The sequence below is a fragment of the Pseudomonas sp. WJP1 genome, assembly GCF_028471945.1.
Lineage (GTDB): Bacteria > Pseudomonadota > Gammaproteobacteria > Pseudomonadales > Pseudomonadaceae > Aquipseudomonas.
Map to the genome: position 1 here is coordinate 2,339,693 of NZ_CP110128.1, position 20,732 is coordinate 2,360,424.

At 62.7% G+C, this 20,732-nt stretch carries 17 protein-coding genes; 8 read left to right on the top strand and 9 right to left on the bottom strand.

Annotation, left to right across the window (positions count from 1 at the left end):
- Positions 1-27: 27 nt before the first annotated feature.
- Entirely contained in the window at positions 28-1,026 is a 999-nt protein-coding gene (locus OH720_RS10555) for an alpha/beta hydrolase (RefSeq protein WP_272605551.1), read from the bottom strand.
- Positions 1,027-1,109: 83 nt separating this feature from the next.
- Between OH720_RS10555 and aroC the strand changes: the two genes are divergently transcribed.
- Genes aroC through OH720_RS10570 form a run of 3 tightly spaced genes read left to right on the top strand, consistent with a single transcriptional unit; the run spans position 1,110 to position 3,927 of the window.
- Positions 1,110-2,201, top strand: coding sequence for a chorismate synthase (gene aroC / locus OH720_RS10560; protein ID WP_008057266.1), 1,092 nt, complete (start codon positions 1,110-1,112; stop codon positions 2,199-2,201).
- A gap of 7 nt (positions 2,202-2,208) precedes the next feature.
- A complete protein-coding gene (locus tag OH720_RS10565) occupies positions 2,209-3,369 on the top strand; it encodes an MFS transporter (protein ID WP_272605552.1) in 1,161 nt (386 codons plus the stop codon).
- 12 nt (positions 3,370-3,381) lie between these two features.
- The gene (locus tag OH720_RS10570) at positions 3,382-3,927 is read left to right on the top strand and encodes an acireductone dioxygenase (protein WP_272605553.1); all 546 of its coding nucleotides are present in this window, start codon (positions 3,382-3,384) and stop codon (positions 3,925-3,927) included.
- Between the two features lie 65 nt (positions 3,928-3,992).
- On the opposite strand, the gene OH720_RS10575 is transcribed toward OH720_RS10570, so the two are convergent.
- Positions 3,993-4,268 carry a DUF3509 domain-containing protein gene (locus OH720_RS10575; protein ID WP_008057261.1) on the bottom strand — a complete coding sequence of 92 codons (276 nt, stop codon included), beginning with the start codon at positions 4,266-4,268 and terminating at the stop codon, positions 3,993-3,995.
- A gap of 344 nt (positions 4,269-4,612) precedes the next feature.
- Here OH720_RS10575 and OH720_RS10580 point away from each other — a divergent pair, with 344 nt between their 5' ends.
- Both OH720_RS10580 and OH720_RS10585 read left to right on the top strand, forming a co-directional pair.
- The gene (locus tag OH720_RS10580) at positions 4,613-6,451 is read left to right on the top strand and encodes a long-chain-acyl-CoA synthetase (RefSeq protein ID WP_272605554.1); all 1,839 of its coding nucleotides are present in this window, start codon (positions 4,613-4,615) and stop codon (positions 6,449-6,451) included.
- Positions 6,452-6,547: 96 nt separating this feature from the next.
- A complete protein-coding gene (locus OH720_RS10585; protein WP_008057258.1) occupies positions 6,548-7,066 on the top strand; it encodes an ankyrin repeat domain-containing protein in 519 nt (172 codons plus the stop codon).
- Positions 7,067-7,107: 41 nt separating this feature from the next.
- Here the strand turns inward: OH720_RS10585 and OH720_RS10590 are convergent, their stop codons facing one another.
- Together OH720_RS10590 and xthA are read right to left on the bottom strand one after the other, a co-directional pair.
- Positions 7,108-8,448, bottom strand: a complete 1,341-nt coding sequence (locus tag OH720_RS10590) for a phosphate ABC transporter substrate-binding/OmpA family protein (protein WP_272605555.1) — start codon at positions 8,446-8,448, stop codon at positions 7,108-7,110.
- Between the two features lie 278 nt (positions 8,449-8,726).
- Positions 8,727-9,539: an exodeoxyribonuclease III gene (gene xthA / locus OH720_RS10595; RefSeq protein WP_272605556.1), complete on the bottom strand. Its 813-nt coding sequence runs from the start codon at positions 9,537-9,539 to the stop codon at positions 8,727-8,729.
- Positions 9,540-9,723: 184 nt separating this feature from the next.
- On the opposite strand from xthA, the gene OH720_RS10600 reads away from it, so the two are divergent.
- The 3 genes from OH720_RS10600 (at position 9,724) to OH720_RS10610 (ending at position 15,836) form a co-directional block, all read left to right on the top strand.
- Positions 9,724-10,374, top strand: coding sequence for a GNAT family N-acetyltransferase (locus OH720_RS10600; RefSeq protein WP_008057251.1), 651 nt, complete (start codon positions 9,724-9,726; stop codon positions 10,372-10,374).
- 63 nt (positions 10,375-10,437) lie between these two features.
- Positions 10,438-12,165 (top strand): autotransporter assembly complex protein TamA, encoded by a 1,728-nt coding sequence (locus OH720_RS10605; RefSeq protein WP_272605557.1) that lies wholly within the window; start codon positions 10,438-10,440, stop codon positions 12,163-12,165.
- Positions 12,162-15,836 (top strand): translocation/assembly module TamB domain-containing protein, encoded by a 3,675-nt coding sequence (locus tag OH720_RS10610; RefSeq protein ID WP_272605558.1) that lies wholly within the window; start codon positions 12,162-12,164, stop codon positions 15,834-15,836. The genes OH720_RS10605 and OH720_RS10610 overlap by 4 nt, the downstream gene beginning before the upstream one ends.
- Before the next feature lie 161 nt (positions 15,837-15,997).
- Here OH720_RS10610 and OH720_RS10615 read toward each other — a convergent pair whose 3' ends face one another.
- The 5 genes from OH720_RS10615 to OH720_RS10635 all read right to left on the bottom strand — a co-directional run bounded on the left by OH720_RS10615 (position 15,998) and on the right by OH720_RS10635 (position 20,732).
- Entirely contained in the window at positions 15,998-17,038 is a 1,041-nt protein-coding gene (locus OH720_RS10615) for an ABC transporter substrate-binding protein (protein ID WP_272605559.1), read from the bottom strand.
- An 18-nt stretch (positions 17,039-17,056) separates the two neighbouring features.
- The gene (locus OH720_RS10620; protein WP_272605560.1) at positions 17,057-18,172 is read right to left on the bottom strand and encodes an NAD(P)/FAD-dependent oxidoreductase; all 1,116 of its coding nucleotides are present in this window, start codon (positions 18,170-18,172) and stop codon (positions 17,057-17,059) included.
- Positions 18,169-19,524 (bottom strand): FAD/NAD(P)-dependent oxidoreductase, encoded by a 1,356-nt coding sequence (locus OH720_RS10625; RefSeq protein WP_272605561.1) that lies wholly within the window; start codon positions 19,522-19,524, stop codon positions 18,169-18,171. The genes OH720_RS10620 and OH720_RS10625 overlap by 4 nt, the downstream gene beginning before the upstream one ends.
- Before the next feature lie 115 nt (positions 19,525-19,639).
- On the bottom strand, positions 19,640-19,930 hold the full coding sequence (locus OH720_RS10630; RefSeq protein ID WP_272605562.1) for a (2Fe-2S)-binding protein: 291 nt from the start codon (positions 19,928-19,930) through the stop codon (positions 19,640-19,642).
- Between the two features lie 7 nt (positions 19,931-19,937).
- Positions 19,938-20,732, bottom strand: coding sequence for an ABC transporter permease (locus tag OH720_RS10635; protein WP_008057238.1), 795 nt, complete (start codon positions 20,730-20,732; stop codon positions 19,938-19,940).

A 20,732-nucleotide genomic window follows, 5' to 3' on the forward strand; every position in this document is an offset into this window, starting at 1 on the left:
CCGTTTTCGACAAGACTGGAGCGCAAATTAACTGGAACGAAGTCCGTCGATGAATCCGAGGATTCGCGTGCCCAGTTCCGCCGCCAGCGGCAAATTCGGATCCTTGTAGGAGGCCAGCTGGCGCTTGACGTCGTTGGGCACGATGCGCATGACGTGGTTCATGCCTTCGATCAGCGCCAGTTCCGCGTCTGGTTTGGCCGCCTTGAGCAACCGGGCGTCATTGACCCCGACCTGGATGTCATTGCTGCCCTGGATGATCAGCGCCGGCATTTTCAACTTGGCGAACGCGGCGGCGGGGTCCTGGCGGAACAGGGAAATCAGGTACGGCTGCACACTCGGGCGGAAAATCACCTGCAATTGCGGTGGCACGTTATCGTCGGTTTTCCCGGCCTTGAGGCTGTCGAGCAGCTCATTGCTGCGCTGCATCAGTGGGGGAGGCAGGCGATTGCCCAGTTGCTGGCGCAGGACCTGGTCGATCGGCCGGGCGCTGCCGGACATGGAAATCACCGCCGCCGCATCGACGCTCGGCGCCGCCAGGCTGGCGATTAAGGCCCCTTCGCTGTGACCCAGCAGGATCAGCTGGCTGAAGCGCGGATCGGTCTTGAGTTTTCGGCCCCAGGCTTCAGTGTCGGCCACATAGGCCTCCACCGACAGGTTGCGTTCGTCAGGGGTGGCCGCCAGGCTCGCTGCCACGCCGCGCTTGTCGTAGCGCACGCTGGCGATGTTGTGTTTGGCCAGCACCCAGGCCAGGCGCTTGAGGCTGTCATTGCGCCCGCCTTCGGGGTTGTTGCCGTCACGATCGGTCGGGCCGGAGCCGGAAATGATCAGCACCACCGGCACCGGTGTGGCGGATTTAGGCAGCAGCATCGAGCCGAATAGCTCGCCGTTGCCGGTGTCCAGGGTGATCGGCCGCTGCAGGACAGTGGCCTGGGCGAAGCCGGAAATCAGGGTAAGGCTCAAGGCTAGAACTCGCAGCATTGTCACGCCATCATCATCAAGGTGCCGGTTGGACTCGTACACACCCATAAGGTTCGAGGATGAACTAGTTGGATAGCCTGCGTATACTGGCGCGCATTACGTATTAAGGTTCATTTCACGGAGCGTCCTGCATGTCCGGCAATACCTACGGCAAGCTGTTCACTGTCACCACCGCTGGCGAAAGCCATGGCCCGGCGTTGGTCGCCATTGTCGATGGCTGCCCGCCGGGGCTGGAGATTTCCCTGGAGGATCTGCAGCGCGACCTGGATCGCCGCAAGCCCGGCACCAGCCGCCACACCACTCAGCGCCAGGAAGCCGACGAAGTCGAAATCCTCTCGGGCGTGTTCGAAGGTCGCACCACCGGCTGCGCCATCGGCCTGCTGATTCGCAACACCGACCAGAAGTCCAAGGACTACTCGGCGATCAAGGACTTGTTCCGTCCGGCCCATGCCGACTACACCTACCACCACAAATACGGCGAGCGCGACTATCGCGGCGGCGGCCGCAGCTCGGCCCGGGAAACCGCGATGCGCGTGGCGGCTGGCGCAATTGCCAAGAAATACCTGGCGACCCAGGGCATTGTCATTCGCGGCTACATGAGCCAGCTCGGCCCGATCGAAATTCCGTTCAAGACCTGGGATTCGGTGGAACAGAACGCGTTTTTCAGCCCCGATCCGGACAAAGTGCCGGAGCTGGAAGCCTATATGGACCAGTTGCGCCGTGACCAGGATTCGGTTGGCGCGAAGATCACCGTGGTCGCCGAAGGCGTGATGCCGGGCCTGGGCGAGCCGATTTTCGACCGTCTCGACGCGGAGCTGGCTCATGCGCTGATGAGCATCAACGCGGTCAAGGGGGTGGAAATCGGCGCCGGTTTCGCCAGCGTCGCCCAGCGTGGCACCGAGCACCGCGATGAAATGACCCCTGAAGGTTTCCTCAGCAACAACGCGGGCGGCATTCTTGGCGGCATCTCGTCCGGTCAGCCGATCGTGGCCCACCTGGCGCTGAAGCCGACGTCGAGCATCACCACGCCGGGTCGTTCCATCGATATCCATGGCAACCCGGTGGACGTCATCACCAAAGGCCGTCACGACCCGTGCGTCGGCATCCGCGCCACGCCGATCGCCGAAGCGATGATGGCCATCGTGCTGATGGACCACCTGCTGCGTCACCGTGGCCAGAACGCCGATGTGCGGGTGAGCACGCCGGTGTTGGGCCAGATCTGACCCAGCGGTGACGGCGCTCCCGTACTGGCGGCTGTCCAGCTTTTACCTGTTCTATTTCGCCTTGCTCGGTTCGACAGCGCCTTTCCTGGCGCTGTACTTCGATCACTTGGGATTCTCCGCGGCGCGCATCGGCGAGCTGGTGGCGATCCCGATGCTGATGCGCTGCGTGGCGCCGAACCTCTGGGGCTGGCTCGGCGACTACACCGGCCGGCGGCTGGCCATCGTGCGCTTGGGCGCGGTGTGCACGTTGCTGACGTTTTCGCTGATTTTCGTCAGCCAGACCTATGCCTGGCTGGCGATGGTCATGGCCTTGCACGCCTTCTTCTGGCACGCGGTGCTGCCGCAGTTCGAAGTCATCACCCTGGCGCACCTGCAAGGCCAGGCCTCGCGCTACAGCCAGATTCGCCTGTGGGGCTCGATCGGGTTCATCATCACCGTGGTCGCGCTCGGGCGCTTGTTCGAATGGCTCAGCCTGGACATTTACCCCGCGGCGCTGGTGTTGATCATGGCCGCGATCGTGCTCAGCAGCCTGTGGGTACCCAACGCCCAACCGGTGCAGGGCGAGCGATTGACCGGCGAAGGCTTCCTCGCGCAACTGCGCAGCCCCGGGGTGTTGGCGTTCTACGCCTGCGTGGCGCTGATGCAGATGAGCCACGGTCCCTATTACACCTTTCTCACCTTGCACCTCGAGCGACTGGGCTACAGCCGGGGCGTGATCGGCATGCTCTGGGCCGTTGGCGTGGTTGCTGAAGTGCTGATGTTCATGGCCATGAGCCGGATCCTTGCGCGGTTCTCGGTACGGCGCGTGCTGCTGGCGAGTTTTCTGTTGGCGGCGTTGCGTTGGCTGTTGCTCGGTTCGCTGGCCGAATTCCTCTGGGTGTTGTTGTTTGCCCAGGTGTTGCACGCGGCGACATTCGGCAGCTTTCACGCCGCGGCCATCCAGTTCGTGCAGCGCAGCTTCGGCCCCCGCCAGCAAGGGCAGGGCCAGGCGCTGTACGCCGCACTGGCCGGCACCGGTGGCGCAATGGGCGCCCTCTATTCCGGTTACAGCTGGACGGCCCTTGGCGCCCCCTTAACCTTTAGTATTGCCAGCCTCGCAGCGCTGGCGGCAGCCGTTATCATTGCCACACGAATGCAAGAGGACACGCGCTCCCTCTTGAACCCTTAAGGAGTTGTCCTGATGAGCAGCCTGTCCGTTTATCACGTTTCCAGTCCCGACCTACCTAACAAGGTGCTGACTCATTTCGAAGACATTGCCTCGACCCTCGCCGAGCAGGGCATACGCTTTGACCGCTGGCAGGCCGAAGCGAGGATCCGCCCCGGTGCCAGCCACGAAGACGTCATCGGCGCCTGCCAGGCGCCCATCGACACGCTGATGACCGGGCACGGATTGCGCGCGGTGGATGTGATCAGCCTCGACCGCGATCACCCGCAAAAAGAGTCGATACGCGCGAGCTTCTTCGCCGAGCACCGCCAGGACGAAGCCGAAGTCTTGCTGTTCGCCGCGGGCAGCGCCTTGTTGTCGGTACACATCGACGATTACGTCTACGCCGTGTTGTGCGAAAAAGGCGACCTGATGGTGCTGCCGGCGGGCACCCGGCAGTGGCTGGACATCGGCGAGCAGCCTTTCGTGGTTGCGATTCGTCTGTGTGGTACCCAGCCTTGGGTGGCCCATTTCACCGGCGACGACAGCGCTGCTCGATTCCCGGGAATGGATGACTGCTGAACAGCCACCACTCAGGCCGTGAAGCGCAAGCTTGCACGGCCTGATGGTTTACCGCGGCGCGACACTTACAGCGAATGATAGGTCGGCAGGGCAAAGCGCTGCTGGCTTTGCAGCAGGGAGATTTGCGGCAATTCGCTGGCCTGTTCCGCCAGATCGCGGCGAATGGCGCTGATGACCCACGACAGTTGGTCGCCATTGTGCAGCTGCTGGTAGGAGATCGAGCGTTTGAATTCCTTACCTTCGCAGCGCAAGGTGAGCAGGATGCCGCCGTCAGGTCGATCCTGGGTGGTCACGTCGAAGTTGGAGAACAAGGAGGAAAATTTTTCTTGGATCAGGCTCATGTCTGTCAGCTCCGTTAGCTCTTGAATGGCAAGCATGGGGAGACTGTTGCAGTGATTGTGCCAGTATTTCTCTCTATAAAAACTTCATATAAAACAATGACATAAAAATTCTGATGATTTTCGCTTTCGTGCAATCTGCATGAATGGCTATCGTGCATCCTGCATTTTGCGTGGTCGTCGGCGTTTCGATGGAACCATTTCGCGTGTGCGCGCTCACGATTTCAAACGTCGGTGTCGCGGATACAAAACATTGCAAAAACCGCGTGTACAGCTGCAGAACCGTTGACGTATTTTCGGGGTCGATCAACGCCGCCCGACAATAAGAAGAGCCCACGGGAACAGCCATGCGCCGCACGCAGCACGACACGATCACCTGGGGCATGATGCTCCGCAAGCTGCCTTCCATTGCCAAAGCCATTCCTCGTGTGGTCAAGGGCATGAAGGTCGCCAACGTCAAGGATCCGGCCCAAACGTGTGGCCTGGGCTGGAGTTTCGAACAGGCGACCCTGCGTAACCCCGAAGGCCCGGCCTTGCTCTACGGCGAGGTGCAGCTGACGTATGCCCAGGTCAACCGTTGGGCCAATCGCATCGCCCATCACCTGATTTCGCAAGGCATCGGCAAGGGCGACGTGGTGGCGGTCTTCATCGAGAACCGCCCGGAATTGCTGGTGACCATTCTGGCGGTGGCCAAGGTTGGCGCCATCAGTGCCTTGCTCAATACCTCGTTAACCCGCGATGCCCTGGCCCATAGCCTGAACCTGGTGACCCCCGCAGCCATTGTCGTCGGCGCGGAGCTGGTACCGGCCTACCTGGCTGTATGTGAGCGGGTATCGATCGAGAGGGAGCGCACCTGGTTCGTCGCCGATCAGGACACCTACAGCCACCCGGGCATCGCGCCCGACGGGTTCGTCAACCTGATGACGGCCAGCATCGACGCCTGTAGCGACAATCCCGCCAGCAGTCAGCAGGTCTTTTTCGACGATCCCTGTTTCTACATCTATACCTCGGGCACCACCGGCTTGCCCAAGGCCGGGGTGTTCAAGCACGGGCGCTGGATGCGCAGTTACGCAAGCTTCGGCATGATCGCGTTGGATATGCGCCCCGAGGACATCGTCTATTGCACGTTGCCGCTGTATCACGCCACCGGCCTGTGCGTGTGTTGGGGCTCGGCCATCAGCGGGGCGTCGGGGTTCGCCATCCGCCGCAAGTTCAGCGCCAGCCAGTTCTGGAGCGATGTGCGCAAGTACCGGGCGACCACCCTCGGCTACGTCGGTGAATTGTGCCGCTACCTGGTCGACCAGCCACCCAGTGCCGACGACAGCCAGCACGGCGTGACCAAGATGATCGGCAACGGTTTGCGTCCCGGGGCATGGGGCGAATTCAAGACGCGCTTCGCGGTCGGGCATATCTGCGAGCTGTATGCCGCCAGTGACGGCAATATCGGTTTCACCAACATCCTCAATTTCGACAACACCGTGGGCTTTTCCCTGATGGCCTGGGAGTTGGCGGCGTATGACCACGACAGCGGTGCGCCGCTGCGTGGCACCAATGGTTTCATGCGCAAGGTCGGCAAGGGCGAGCAGGGGTTGCTGCTGGCCAGGATCGACGACAAGGCGCCGCTCGATGGTTACACCGATCCGCACAACACCGAAAAAGTCGTGCTTCACGACGTGTTCGTCAAGGGCGATCGCTACCTCAATACCGGTGACCTGTTGCGCAACATCGGGTTCGGTCATGCGCAGTTTGTCGATCGCCTGGGCGATACCTTCCGCTGGAAGGGGGAAAACGTGTCGACCACCGAGGTCGAGAACATCCTGCTGCAGCACCCGAACATTTCCGAGGCCGTGGCCTATGGCGTGGAGGTGCGCAACACCAACGGCCGTGCCGGGATGGCCGCGATCACCCCCGCGGAATCCCTGGCAACCCTGGACTTCGGCGAGTTGCTGGCCTTCGCCCGGCAACACCTGCCGGCCTACGCGGTGCCGCTGTTCCTGCGGGTGAAAGTGAAAATGGACATCACCGGGACGTTCAAATACCAGAAGACCCGGCTCAAGGACGAAGCCTTCGACCCCGGCCGGACCGGCGATGACCCTATCTACGCCTGGTTGCCGGGCACCGACACCTACGTGCAGGTTACCGGGCAGGTGCTGGCGGACATCCAGGGTGGCAAGTACCGTTATTGAAAAGGGCTATGGCTGCGCATCAGAAAAAACAAGTGACAGTGACGCGCCCCCTCGGGAAACTGTCGGCTTTGCGAAAAACTGAAAGTGGAGCGTTCAATGTCAGACAAAAGCCGCCAGATGACCCCGGAAGAAGCCGCCGAGTTTGCCGAACAGGTCTTCAACAAGGCGCGCGAGGGTGATGCGGCCATGATGGCTGCGCTGCTGAGCAAGGGCCTGCCGCCGAACCTGCGCAATCACAAGGGCGATACCTTGCTGATGCTGGCCGCCTATCACGGCCACGTGGACACGGTAAAAGTCCTGCTCGAACACAAGGCTGACCCGGAAATCCGCAACGACAACGGCCAGAGCCCGATTGCCGGCGCGGCATTCAAGGGTGACCTGGCCGTGATCAAGGCCCTGGTCGAAGGGGGCGCGCAGGTCGAGGGTTCGTCATTTGACGGCCGTACCGCGTTGATGATGGCCGCGATGTTCAACCGCGTCGAAGTCGTCGACTACCTGATCGGCAAGGGCGCAGACCCGAAAGCCAAGGATGCCAACGGCATTACCGCGCTGGACGCCGCCAAAACCATGGGCGCCGTCGATACCGTTGCGCAACTGGAAAAACTGCTCGGCTGAAGTCGTTTCGGGCCAGGTCTGGACGACCTGGCCTGACAGGTTCAGTAAACCCAGACCTCGACCCGCCGATTGCGGATCCGTCCCTCATCCTCGCTGTTGGCCGCCACCGGCATCTCGGCGCCGAAACCGCGAATGTCACGCAGCACCACGCCACTTTTCACCAGTTCGCGGCGCACCGCCATGGCCCGCAGCTTTGAAAGCAGGTCGGCGCGCGCCGGATCGAGCTTGGCATCGCCGAACCCGACCAGCGTCACCTGGCGATCGGTCTTGTCGTGCTGCTTCATATAGTCGAGCACCCGTGACAGGTCCTGGCGGGCCTTGTTGTCCAGGCTGGCGCTGCCTTCTTCGAAGCGAAAGTTCACCGTCAGGCGCATGGCGTGGCGGCTCAGTGCCTGGTAGCCCTCAGGCATCAACGCATTCGGTGTAACAGCCATGGCCTGGATCGTCTGGGCGATGAAGCCGTTGGCCGCGACGATCGCCTGGCCCTGGCGACTTTGCGCGAAGGCCACCAGCGCTTCGGCCCAAGGGTTGTTGCGCTTGGGTGGCAGGTAAAAGAACAAACGCCGGGACAGTGGGTAGTCTTCCGTGGCAATCAGGCTGTTGAGCGGCAGCATGGCCATGGACTGGCCGTCGGCAATCGCCACGGCCTTGGCTGAGCGCACGTAGGGCAGGCCGATAAAGCCGATGCCGTGTGGGTCCTGGCTGACCGCGTCGGACAATTGCTCGCTGGACTCGAAACGTTTTGCGCTGCCGCTCAGGGTTTTGCCATGACCACTGAGCACCAGTTCCCTGAAGGTGTCGTAGGTGCCGGACTGATCATCGCGCGCATAAAGATGGATGGCCCCGCCGTGGCCACCGAGCTCCTCCCAGGTTTTCACCTCGCCGCTGAAAATACGCGCCAGTTGCGCGGTGTCGAGTGTGTTCAACGGGTTTTGTGGATGCAGGATGATTGCCAGCCCGTCGATAGCGATGACCTGTTCGGCGGCGGCGCTTTTCAGGTCGCCCAATGCGTGCAGGCTGACCAGCTCGCTGTCCTTGATCGGCCTGGAGGAGGCGGCGAGATCGGCACTGGCGGTTTTCAGCGCGGTGAAGCCGGTACTGGAGCCGTGGGCCGCCAGTTCCACTTCGACCCGACGGCCTTGTTCGGTTTCACCGACGATACGTGATTCGTTGGGCTGCTCCGTCGCTTCGCGGTGCACCTTGAGCAAACCCTGCTCGCGCATCAAGCCCTCGACCAGCGCCGGCCCCAGAGCCGCGCCAATGGTATTGGAACCCTGGATACGCAGCACCGGACCTTGCCCGGGAATCGGCAAGGCGCTGGCCGCTACCGACAGTGGCAGCCCGGCGCAGAGTATCAACAGAAACCACCCGCGCAGCGACATGCCGGCACCTATCAAGACCAAGGGAAGTGCCGGGAGAATAAGTCAGAAAGATTTCCGAAAGATGACAGCCCTATCTGCCACCCATGCTTTCGATCGTTCCCACGCTCTGCGTGGGAACGATCAGGAGCGAGGCGGCCTAGTCGGATGGTTGTACACATTTCCACTGTAGGAGCGAGCCTGCTCGCGATGGACGTCAACGATGACGCTGGCTGTCTGAGTGACTACGCTTTCCAGACGTTTTTCGCGAGCAAGCTCGCTCCTACGCGTTGCCCACCCTTTTAACTCAACTCCAACCAGATCGGCGCATGATCCGACGGTTTTTCCATGCCGCGCAGTTCGTAATCCACGCCCGCGTCCTTGATCCGTGGCAGCAGAGCGTGGGAGGCCAGGATCAGGTCGATCCGCAGACCGCGCTTGGGCTCGTCTTCGAATCCGCGGCTGCGGTAGTCGAACCAGCTGAAGCGATCGGCGACATCCGGGTTGAGGTGGCGGAAGCTGTCCACCAGGCCCCAGTTCTTCAGCCGGCCCATCCACTCGCGCTCTTCCGGCAGGAAGCTGCACTTACCGGTCTTCAGCCAGCGTTTCATATTGTCCGGGCCGATGCCGATGTCGCAGTCTTCCGGGGAAATGTTCACGTCGCCCATCACCACCAGCGGCTGGTCGTTCTTGAACTGGGTTTCCAGCAGCGCCTGCAAGTCGCTGTAGAAACGCTGCTTGGCCGGGAACTTGGTCGGGTGGTCGCGGCTTTCACCTTGTGGGAAGTAACCGTTCATGATGGTCACGGGCACGCCATTGGCGTCGGCGAAGGTGCCCCAGATGAAGCGGCGTTGCGCGTCTTCTTCATCGGTGGCAAAGCCTTTGTACAGGGCCAGCGGCTCCTGGCGCGAAAGCAGGGCGACGCCGTAGTGACCCTTCTGCCCATGGAAATACACGTGGTAGCCCAGGGCCTTGATTTCATCGAGTGGAAACTGGTCGTCATGGACCTTGGTTTCCTGCAACCCGATCACATCGGGCTGATGCTTTTCGATCAGCGCCGCCAGCTGATGCGGGCGAGCGCGCAGCCCGTTGATGTTGAAGGAGACGATCTTCATGGTCGGCAGTCCTGGCAAAAGGGCGATGCTAGCTGACATGTGCAATGGGGGCCAGTGCGCGGTGGGACGAACAGGGTTTCATTGCCTACACTGATTCCCGATCAGCAAGGAACTGTGTCAGCCCAAATGAGCTCGTAACAACAAGAGCGCAGCCGCGTGAGCTGTGCCAGGGAGAACGACCGTCATGCCCGAAACCTCCACCGCCATTGCCGATATCCACATGCTCGACAGTGGCTACTCCCGTGAAGCCCGCTCGCTGCTGTACCAGGCCTACCGCCACGAGCCGACGTTCAGCTACCTGTTCGAAGCCGAGCGTCCCGGCTATGAGCAACGGGTGCGCGCGACCGTGCGCGAGTTGGTCAAGCAGCACTTTTTCCAGGAGTTGCCGGCCATCGGCCTGCTGGTCAATGACCGGCTGATCGGCATTGCCCTGATCGCGCCGCCGCAACGGCGCCTGGGTGTGACTGAAAGTTGGGCCTGGCGCCTGCGCATGGTGCTCAGTACCGGTTTTCGCTGCACCCGCCGCTACCTTGAATATCACGACGCCGTCGCTGCCTGCGTGCCGAACGACTCGGTGCACGTGCTGCCGCTGCTGGGGGTTCACCCACAGTTCCAGGGCAAGCATTTTGGTGAGCAGCTGTTGCAGGCGGTGCACAACTGGTGCGCGGTGGATGAAAATTCCCAGGGTGTGATTCTCGACACCGGCAACCCTCGTTATCTCGACTTCTATAAGCGCCAGGGCTATGAGGAAATCGGCGAGGTGGCCGTGGGGCCGATTCGCGAACACGTGTTTTTCCACGCCAATCCACAGGTATTACATACAGCAACAGCTTGAGGTCGAACTTTCTGTGCAAGCCAGGCTCTATCACGCTCCACGCTCGTGATAGCATCCGCGCCTATGAATTTTCCAGGAAGAATAACCAGTGGCATGCTGATGCTGATTACCAGCTGCGCGGCACTGGCGCAAAGTGAATTGGATGTGCGGATCAAACCGTCCAACGATGCACTGAAGGCCAATATAGAGGGCTATATCGGCAGTCTCGGCGATCGTGACGAAGAAGCCTTGCTGCGCTTCAGTCGTGGCGCCGAGGAGCAGGCGCGCAAGGCCGCCCAGGCCTTGGGTTACTACCAGCCGCAAATCGACAGCGAGGTAAAGGCCGGCAAGACGCCGCGCCTGATACTGACCATCGAGCCCGGCGAGCCGGTGCGTTTGCGCAACATCACAATCCGTGTCGACGGCCCGGCGGCCAGCCTCAAAGCCTTTCGTGTGCCCAAAAGCAAGGCACTGCAAACCGGTGCGGTCCTCAACCACGGTCAGTACGAGGACGCCAAGCGCCTGATCCAGAACCAGGCCTCGCGCTATGGCTTTTTCAGTGGCCGCTTTACCCGACAGAAGTTATCGGTCGATCCGCGGGCCGGTGTGGCCGATATCGAGCTGGTCTACGACAGTGGTCCGCGCTACTCGCTGGGCAAGGTCAGTTTCGAAGGCGACACACCGTTCGACGAAGACCTGCTGCAACGCATGGTGCCGTTCAAGGCCGGTACGCCGTATGACTCCGAACTGATCGCCGAGCTCAACCAGGCGCTGCAATCGAGCGGCTATTTCGAAGGCGTGCGGGTCGACGCGGCGCCGACCGCGTCCAAGGACGATGTGATCCCGGTGGACGTCAAGCTCGAAACCCGCAAGCCACGCACCATGGGCCTGGGCCTTGGCTACTCCACCGACGTCGGGCCGCGGGTCAAGGCCAACTGGACCCGGCACTGGGTCAACCCCCAGGGTCACAGTTACGGCTGGGAGACCGAAATCTCGGCGCCACGGCAAAACGTTGGCTTGTTCTACGACATTCCCCTGGACCCGCCGCTGACCGACAAACTGCGCTTCGCCGGTGGTTACCAGAAGGAAGAAATCGCCGACAAGGACAGCCTCAGCAAGTTGCTGACCGTCGGCCCTGAATGGCACAGCAAGTTGCCCAGCGGCTGGCAGCGGGTGGTGTCGCTGAAGTGGCAGCGCGAGGAATACCGCCTCGGAGACGACTCCGGCCTCAGTACGCTACTGATGCCCGGTGTGAGTTATTCGTACCTCAAAAGCGACAACCGCATCGACCCGCACAACGGTTATCGCCTGCAGTTCGAAAGCAAGGTCGCCAAGGAAGGGCTGGGTTCCGATAACAACTTGCTGTACGGCACCGCGCTGGTCAAAGGCCTGACCACAGTGTTCGACAAGCACCGCTTGCTCGGTCGGGTGCAGGTCGGCGGCAGTGCCACCAACGGCTACAAGTCAATACCTCCGTCGTTACGCTTCTTCGCCGGTGGCGACCAGAGTGTGCGCGGCTACGACTACCAGAGCCTGTCCCCGGAAAACAATCAGGGTGACCGCATCGGTGGGCGCTACATGGTCACGGCCAGCGCCGAATACCAGTATTCCGTTGCGGAAAAATGGCGTGTGGCGACCTTCGTCGACCAGGGCAACTCCTTCAATACACTTGAGCTGCCGAACCTCAAGACCGGGGTCGGTATCGGCGTGCGCTGGATCTCTCCGGTGGGGCCGATCCGCCTCGACCTGGCCCATGCACTGGATGATGATGGCGGCATTCGATTGCACTTTTCCATGGGGCCCGAGCTGTGAAGCGTGGTTTGAAAGTAACGCTGCTTGCCGTTCTGGCGCTGTTGATGTTGGTGGTCCTTACCCTGGCCACGGTGCTGGGCACGGCAACGGGCAGTCGCTGGGCGCTCGGGTTCGTGCCGGGCTTGAGCCTGGACAATTTCCAGGGGCGCCTGGGCGGACAGTGGAGCGCCGACCATGTGCTGTGGCAGCAAGACACCAGTCGGGTCGAACTCGATAAAGTCATCTTCGCCTGGTCGCCGCTGTGCCTGACGCGAATGACCTTGTGCATCGAGCAATTGAAGGCCGATCGGGTCAGCCTGCAATTGCCGCCCGGCGAGCAGGAAGAGAGCAGTAGGCCAATCAACCTTCCTGACTTGAAACTGCCCCTGGCGCTCGAACTGGGGGATATCCAGGTGGGCAGCCTGCTGTTCAACGGCAGCGAACAGCTCAAGGGCTTGCAACTGGCGGCGCATTGGACCGCCAACGGCTTGCAGATCGACTCGGTGCAATTGCAGCGCGATGAGCTGAGCCTGCACCTGTCCGGCCTGCTGCAACCGACCGGCAACTGGCCGCTCAAGGCCGAAGGCAAGCTGACCCTGCCAGCGCCCGGAACCGAACCTTGGGCGCTGGCGCTGAAGGTCGACGGCGACCTGCTCAAGACCCTGAACCTGAAAGCCGACAGCAGTGGCTACCTCAATGGGCAACTGACCGGCCAGCTGCAACCCTTGGTGGAAAACCTGCCGGCCACGCTGCGCATCACCGCTGACGGCTTCAAACCCAGCGTCGATTTGCCCGACACCCTGACACTCAACAAGCTTGAACTGACTGGCGCCGGTGACCTGAAAAACGGCTATCAGTTACTCGGCAAGGCCACGCTGCCGGCCGAGCAAGGCCCGGTCGCGCTGGCGCTGCAAGGCAAGGTCGACGCCAACGGCGCGCAGATCGCCGCACTGGACCTGACCGCCAACGACAAGCAAAGCCTCAAGCTCACGGGGCAACTGGACTGGAGCAAGGGCCTGAGCGCTGATGCCAAAGTCGCCTGGCTGGACTTCCCGTGGCACCGTCTCTACCCGCTGATCGACGAACCGCAAGTGGCCCTGCGCAGCTTCAACGGTGACGTTTCCTACACCGACGGCAAATACCTGGGGCACTTCGACGCCGCGCTGGATGGCCCGGCCGGGGCGTTCAGCCTGACCAGCCCGTTCGCCGGCGACCTGACGAAAATCTACCTGCAACAGATCCAGCTGGTCGCCGGGCAGGGCAAGGCCGAAGGGCATCTGAACCTGCAATTCGCCGACGGCATCGCCTGGGACACCTCGCTGGATCTTTCCGCGATCGACCCGGCGTACTGGGTCGCGGAACTGCCGGGCACCCTGGCCGGACCGTTGCGCAGCAAAGGCGAGATGAAGAACGAGAAACTCAGCCTGAGCGCCGACCTGGATCTGAAGGGCAAGTTGCGCGGCCAGCCGGCCGTCCTGCAAGCCAAGGCCGATGGCAGTGGCGAGCAATGGAATCTGAACGCCCTGCAGATTCGCCTCGGCGACAACAGCATCAACGGCAAGGGCAGCCTGCAACAGAAACTCACCGGGCAGATCGACATCAAGCTGCTGCGCCTGGCCCAGCTCTGGCCGCAATTGCGCGGCCAGGTCAATGGCCGGGTCGATGTCGCCGGCACGCTCAAGGCACCGCAAGGCAAGCTCGGGCTGCAAGGCACGCAATTGGCTTTCCAGGATAATCGCCTGCAAAGCCTGAACCTGGACGCGACACTCGACAGCGCGCAACGGGCGAAAATCGACCTCAAGGGCAGCGGCATCCAGGCGGGCGATACCTCGCTGGGCACGCTGACCGCCAGCGGTCAGGGCGACATCAGGAACCAGAAACTGAACCTCGACCTGCAAGGGCCCAAGCTCAAACTCGCGCTCGGTCTCGACGGTGCGCTGGACAAAGGCAACTGGCGCGGGCGCCTGGCCAGCGGCGATATCCAGGCCGGTGGCCAGGACTGGAAGCTGCAGGGGCCGGCGAAATTGGAACGGCTGGCGGACGGCAAAATCAATTTCGGCGCCCATTGCTGGGCGTCTGGCCCGGCCAGTTTGTGCGGCGAGGACCAGCGCCTGATGCCCGAGCCGAAGCTGCGTTATCACCTCAAGCAATTCCCCATCGACAGCCTCGCCCAGTGGTTGCCCAAGGATTTCGCCTGGCAAGGCCGGCTCAACGCCGACGTGCAACTGGACCTGCCGGCCAGCGGCCCGAACGGCGTGATCAGCATCGATGCCAGCGGCGGCACGCTGCGTATGCGCGAGAAAGATCAATGGCTGGACTTCCCCTACCAGACCCTCAAACTCACCAGCCAGCTGACGCCCAAGCGCATCGATAGCGAGCTGAATTTCGTCGGCGGCAAGCTCGGCGAATTGAACGTGCAGGCGCAGATCAACCCGTTGCCGAAGAACAAGCCACTGACCGGTACCTTTCGCTTGAATGGCCTGGATCTGTCAGTGGCGCGGCCGTTTGTACCCATGGTCGAGAAACTGTCCGGTCGCTTGAATGGCAGCGGCACGATTGCCGGTGGCCTGCTGGCGCCCCAGGTCAATGGCAATCTGTTGCTCAGCGACGGCGAGGTTTCCGGCGCCGAGTTGCCGATGGAGATTCAAGCGTTGCAATTGCAGGCGCTGATCGCCGGTGAATCCGTGCAGCTCAACGGCGGCTGGAAAAGCGGCAAGACCGGGCAGGGCAGCCTTAACGGCAATATCGCCTGGGGCCAGGCGCTGGTGATGGATCTGGCGCTCAAGGGCTCGCAGTTGCCGGTCAGCGTCGAACCTTACGCCAAGGTCGAAGTGGCGCCGGACCTGAAAATCTCGATGAAGGGTGATGAACTGGCCATCGCTGGCAAAGTACGGGTGCCCAAGGGGGACATCACCATTCGCGAGTTGCCGCCATCGACGGTCAAGGTCTCCGATGACACGGTGATCGTCGGGCAGCAGACCGAGGAGGGTAAACCACCCCTGGCGATGAAAATGGACATCGATGTGGTGGTCGGCGAAGACAAGCTGAGCTTTGCCGGGTTTGGCCTGACCGCCAAAGTGCAGGGGCATGTGCACATCGGTGACAACATGGACACCCGTGGTGAGTTATGGCTCAACGATGGCCGGTACCGCGCCTACGGTCAGCGGCTTACGGTGCGCCGGGCGCGGTTGCTGTTCGCAGGTCCCATCGACCAGCCGTACCTGGACATCGAGGCGATCCGCCAGACCGACGATGTGATCGCCGGCATCCGCTTGAGTGGCAGCGCCGAGCAACCGACCACGCAGATTTTCTCGGAACCGGCCCTGGCCCAGGAACAGGCGTTGTCCTACCTGGTGCTGGGGCGTCCGCTGAGTACCAACGGTGAAGACAACAACATGCTCGCCCAGGCCGCGCTCGGCCTGGGCCTGATGGGCAGCTCCGGAGTGACCGGCAGCCTGGCGAAGAATCTGGGGATCGATGATTTCCAGCTCGACACCGAGGGCAGTGGCAACGCCACCAGCGTGGTCGCCAGCGGCAACCTTTCCGAGAAGCTCAGCCTGCGTTATGGCGTCGGTGTGTTCGAACCGGCCAACACCATTGCCTTGCGCTACAAGCTGAGCAAAAAGGTCTACCTTGAAGCTGCTGGTGGCGTGGCCAGTTCGTTGGATATCTTTTATAAGCGGGATTTCTGAACCCCGCGGCAACTCCTGCAGGGGCGCGTACCTCTGTAGGAGCGAGCCTGCTCGCGATGGACGTCAACGATGACGCTGGGTGCCTGATTCCCCCGTGGCGTCCTCAAGTCCATCGCGAGCAGGCTCGCTCCTACAGGGTTTTGCTTTGATAATTCGGACGCCTACCGTTCGATGCTCCGGTTCCAGCGGGCATTCCATGCCGGACGCTGTTCGTTGACCTGGTCCCAGTCCACCGCGATCGCCGTCTCCAGGTACTGCTTCATCGCGTCTACCTGGCCACGGGTGCGGTCGGTGGTCGGGGTGTTCGGATTGGAAGGGATCTGGTCGCCGTCTTCAAGTGCAGTAGCCTGAGCGTCCGGTGTCAGCAGGAACGCGGCAAGTTTCTGCGCCAGTTCCGGTTGGGTGTTGCCGGCGATGGCGCATTCGGCCACGTTGAGCACCACCGCGCCTTCTTTCGGCTGCGCATATTCCACCGGCATGCCCTTGAGCTTCAGCGCGGTGACCTGGGTCGGCGTCAGCGGGAACAGCGCCGCTTCGTCGGTCTGCAGCATTTCAGAGATCTTCGCCGAACTCGGAATGTACTCCAGCACGTTACGCCCGACGGTGTTCGGCCAGGCCTTGAAGCCGGGGTCGACATCGGTTTCGCTGCCGCCCTGAATCCGGTTGAACATCAGGAAGCCATGCAGGCCGAAGGTGGAAGAGGCCATCGACTGGAACACCAGTTTGTCCTTGAAGCGCGGATCGGCCATGTCCATCCACGAGGTCGGCGCACTCCAGCCCTTGTCCTTGAACAGGCGCGTGTTGTAGGCCAGCCCGGTCACGCCGAGGCTGACGGCCACCGCCTGGTCCTTGATCCGACCCTTGGCCGGAATCTGCGCCAGGGTTGGGCTGTCCTCGAGCTTGTCGCACAGGCCCATGGCGATGGCACGGTACATGATGCCGTCGTCGAGGAACATCACGTGCATCTGCGGGTTGCCCTTGCTGGCCTGGACCTTGGCCAGGATATCGGCGGAGGTGCCCGGCACGATGACGACCTTGACGTTGTTGGCCTTCTCGAAGGCCGGCAGCACCTTGTCGGCGTAGAGCCGCTCCATGGTGCCACCGTTCATGCCCAGGTAAAGCGTCGGCTCGGCGTGGGCCTGGCTCACCGTGAGCAGGGCGCCCAGGCAGGAGAACAGTGCACTGCGTTTGACGTTATTCATTGGCGCGACCTTCCTCTATCAAGCTACTGAGATGGAGTGAAACCGGGTGATGGAAAACGCATCCAGCGGCGTCTTTGACGCGCCGCTACAGATGATCTCGGTGAGCGCCTGGCCCACCGCCGGGCCGATCTGGAAACCGGCGCCGGCAAAGCCGAACGCATGCAACAGACCAGGCTGGGTACGGCTGTGCCCGATCACCGGTTGGCGATCGGGCAGGTAACCTTCAGTGCCGCTCCAGGTGCGAATCGCCTGGGCGCCCTCAAGAAACGGGTAGAGTTCGACGGCCTGGCGCAGGATCTCCAGTACGGCGCCTTGACCGGGGCGGGCGCGGGCATCGTCAAGGGCAAAGCCCTGGCCGCCACCCAGCACGCAATTACCGCGCGCCACCTGACGCGCATAGATGCCGCCGCCCTCGACGCCGGTGCTGGCATCCATCACCAGTGGCAAGGGCTCGGTGACCAGCATTGCCGGGTGCCCGGAATGCATCGGCACCGGCTCGCCGAACTGCGCGGCCAGGCTGCCGGCCCAGGCTCCGGCGCAGTTCAACAGCCAGGGCGCGTGCAGCTCCAGACCGGTTTGCGTGCGTACACGAAAGCGCTGACCGTCGTGGTCCACGACGGTGACCGCGCATTGCTCATGCACCTGCGCGCCGTGGTGCCGTGCGGCCCGGGCGAACGCCGGAGATACCAGCCTCGGGTTGGCGTGGCCGTCATCGGGGCAATAAGAAGCGCCCACCGCGACATCGCCAACCCAGGGGAAACGTGCGCGCAATGCCTTGCGGTCGAGTACCTGCAAGTCGAGGCCGAAGCCCTGGCTGCTGACTTCATAGTTTTGCAGGGCGCGTAAATCGTCGAGGCTGCGAGCGAGCTTGAGGTGGCCGCTGCGTTGGTACTCACCGTCGATGCCGATCAACTGTGGCAGTTGCGCCCAAATGGCGTGGGAACGTTGCGACAGCGGCAACTGCGACAGCGGCCGACCCTGGCGACGCACGCCGCCGTAGTTGACACCGCTGGAGTGCGACCCGCAAAAGTCCCGTTCCAGCAACGCCACCCGGCGCCCGGCCTTGCCGAGAAACAGCGCCGCCGAAGCCCCGACGATGCCGCCGCCGATGATCACTGCATCGACTTCGATCATGCTTCAATCTCCAGGCCAAAAGGCAGCGGCTTGATGGGTGCCTGGGCCCGCAGCCGACCGATGTCGGACACACCGCGCTGGCTTTCACAGGCAATGATTTCCGCCGCCGCAGCGCCACACATCCGGCCCTGGCAGCGGCCCATGCCGACCCGGCAATGGGCCTTGACCCGATTGATTTCCCAGTGGCCCTCGCGCACCACCTGGCGAATATCGCCGGCGCGGACTTCTTCGCAGCGGCAGACCATGACGTCATCGGCGACATTCGCGGCCCAGTGTTCGGGAAAGGCAAAGGCACGCTCCAGGCCCTGACGAAAGTCGCCGATGCGTTCCATCGATTGCTCAAGCTGTGTGGGCCGTTGCGAGGGGATCAGGTAGCCGATGTCTTCAAGCAATGCCAGGGCCGCGCGCTCACCGGCCATTTCCGCGGCGTCAGCGCCCATGATGCCGGCACCGTCACCGGCCAGGTACACCTCGGCGACACTGCTGCGGCCGGCGCGGTCACGGGTGGGTAGCCAGGCGCGGTTGAGCGGGTTCCAGGCGAATTCGCAGCCGAGCAGGTCGGCGAGTTGGGTTTCACTGCGCAGGCCGTGGGCGAAGGCGACGGCGTCGCAGTCCAACCGGTGTTGGCCTTTGGCATTGGACCACGTCAGCGACTGCACACGTCGCTGGCCATCGATGCGGTTCAAGGTCGCGTCCTGATGCACCGGGATGCCATGTGCGGTCAGCCAGCCTCGGTAATAGATGCCTTTGGCCAACGTGCCCGGTTGCGCCAGCAGGCCGGGCAGGGCACGGGCCTGGGCGCTGAAGGGCGAGCTGTCGAGCACCGCGACCACGTTGGCGCCAGCCTTGGCATATTGATAGGCGACCAGGTACAGCAGCGGGCCACTGCCGGCGAACACCACGCGCTCGCCGATGGCACAGCCCTGGAACTTCAGCGCGATCTGCGCCGCGCCAAGGCTGTAGACGCCGGGCAGGGTCCAGCCCGGCACCGGCAGAATCCGGTCGGTGGCGCCGGTGGCGACGATCACCCGGGAAAACTCCAGCCGCGCGGCACGCCCGTCGTGCAAGGTGTCGAGGGCGCCGTCCTCGGCGTTCCACACCAGGGTGTCGGGGCGGTAATCGATCTGCTCGCGCAGTTCGTCGATGGTCTGGTGCAGGGCGCTGGCCTTGCGCGCCTCAAAGCCATACAGCTTGACCGGCGAACGCTTGAAGTTGGCCGGCTGGCGCCGATAGATCTGCCCGCCACCCCGTGCGGATTCGTCCACCAGGACCGAACGCACACCGTGGGCGACCAGGGTTTGCGCGGCACGAATACCGGCGGGGCCGGCACCGATGATGACCACAGGCTTCATACCCATTCCCCTGTAGGAGTGAGCCTGCTCGCGATGACGGTGGCACAGGCCACATCACCGGTGTCTGAAAAATAGCTATCGCGAGCAGGCTCGCTCCTACAGGTTTTATAGGTGTTCATAGGGATCGTCCCGGTTCGCGGCTGATGTTCTGCCCGGCTTCAAGCAACGTCGAACAGGCCCGCACCCGACGCCCATCGCCCAGGCGCACCCAGCAATCCTGACACGCGCCCATCAGGCAAAACCCGGCGCGGGGTTCGGCGCTGAAGTCACTGCCGCGCAGGTGCTCGTCGCAGCTCAGCACCGCTGTCAACAGGGTGTCGCCGAGCAGGCCGCTGGCCGGTTGCCCGTCGAGGGTGAAGTCCAGGGCCGGGCGGTCGCCTTCGGCCAGTCGTTTCAGCAGAGCCATGGCGCCCTCATTGTTTGCCCACTAGAACCCGATCCAGGCCATAAACCCGGTCAAGCAGAATCATGGTGACCGCGGTCAGCGCAATGACCAGCGCTGACACCGCCGCCATCATCGGATCGATCGATTCGGTGGCGTACACGTACATGCGCACTGGCAGGGTTTGCGTGGCCGGCGAGGTGACAAAGATCGACAGCGTGACCTCATCGAAACTGTTGATGAACGCCAGCAGCCAGCCACCGGCCACCCCCGGCAGGATCATCGGCAAGGTGATCTGGCGGAACAGCGTGAAGCGCCCGGCACCGAGGGATTGCGCGGCGTGCTCGGCGCTGCGGTCCAGGCCGATGGCCGAGGCCAGCACCAGGCGCAGTACGTACGGCGTGATCACCAGCACATGGGCGAAGATCAGCCAGGCGAAGCTGCCGTTGACCCCCAGCAAGGCGAACAGACGCAACAGCGCCACACCCAGCACCAGGTGCGGAATGATGATCGGCGACAGGAACAGGCCGTTGAGAAAATCCCGCCCCGGAAATTCGAAGCGGGTGATCGCCAACGCCGCGGGCACCGCAACCAGGGTCGCCAGGGTCGCGGCGCTGAACGCCAGGATCAGGCTGTTGTAGAACGCATCGACAAAATCGGCACGCTCGAACACCGCGCGGAACCAACGCAGGGAAAACTCGGTGGTGGGCAGGCTCAGGGTGTTCTCCGGGGTGAAGGCCACCAGGCACACCACCACCAGCGGCGCGAGCATGAACAGCACCACCAGGGTATGAAACAGCAGGGCGAAAGGACCGTTCCTGGACAT

Coding starts and splice junctions, on each gene's coding strand:
- aroC (WP_008057266.1), top strand. CDS start 1,110: ATGTCCGGCAATACCTACGGCAAGCTGTTCACTGTCACCACCGCTGGC.
- OH720_RS10605 (WP_272605557.1), top strand. CDS start 10,438: ATGAATTTTCCAGGAAGAATAACCAGTGGCATGCTGATGCTGATTACC.
- xthA (WP_272605556.1), bottom strand. CDS start 9,539: ATGAAGATCGTCTCCTTCAACATCAACGGGCTGCGCGCTCGCCCGCAT.
- OH720_RS10615 (WP_272605559.1), bottom strand. CDS start 17,038: ATGAATAACGTCAAACGCAGTGCACTGTTCTCCTGCCTGGGCGCCCTG.
- OH720_RS10620 (WP_272605560.1), bottom strand. CDS start 18,172: ATGATCGAAGTCGATGCAGTGATCATCGGCGGCGGCATCGTCGGGGCT.
- OH720_RS10575 (WP_008057261.1), bottom strand. CDS start 4,268: ATGAGCCTGATCCAAGAAAAATTTTCCTCCTTGTTCTCCAACTTCGAC.
- OH720_RS10630 (WP_272605562.1), bottom strand. CDS start 19,930: ATGGCTCTGCTGAAACGACTGGCCGAAGGCGACCGCCCGGCCCTGGAC.
- OH720_RS10590 (WP_272605555.1), bottom strand. CDS start 8,448: ATGTCGCTGCGCGGGTGGTTTCTGTTGATACTCTGCGCCGGGCTGCCA.
- OH720_RS10580 (WP_272605554.1), top strand. CDS start 4,613: ATGCGCCGCACGCAGCACGACACGATCACCTGGGGCATGATGCTCCGC.
- OH720_RS10600 (WP_008057251.1), top strand. CDS start 9,724: ATGCCCGAAACCTCCACCGCCATTGCCGATATCCACATGCTCGACAGT.
- OH720_RS10585 (WP_008057258.1), top strand. CDS start 6,548: ATGTCAGACAAAAGCCGCCAGATGACCCCGGAAGAAGCCGCCGAGTTT.
- OH720_RS10570 (WP_272605553.1), top strand. CDS start 3,382: ATGAGCAGCCTGTCCGTTTATCACGTTTCCAGTCCCGACCTACCTAAC.
- OH720_RS10555 (WP_272605551.1), bottom strand. CDS start 1,026: ATGGGTGTGTACGAGTCCAACCGGCACCTTGATGATGATGGCGTGACA.
- OH720_RS10635 (WP_008057238.1), bottom strand. CDS start 20,732: ATGTCCAGGAACGGTCCTTTCGCCCTGCTGTTTCATACCCTGGTGGTG.
- OH720_RS10625 (WP_272605561.1), bottom strand. CDS start 19,524: ATGAAGCCTGTGGTCATCATCGGTGCCGGCCCCGCCGGTATTCGTGCC.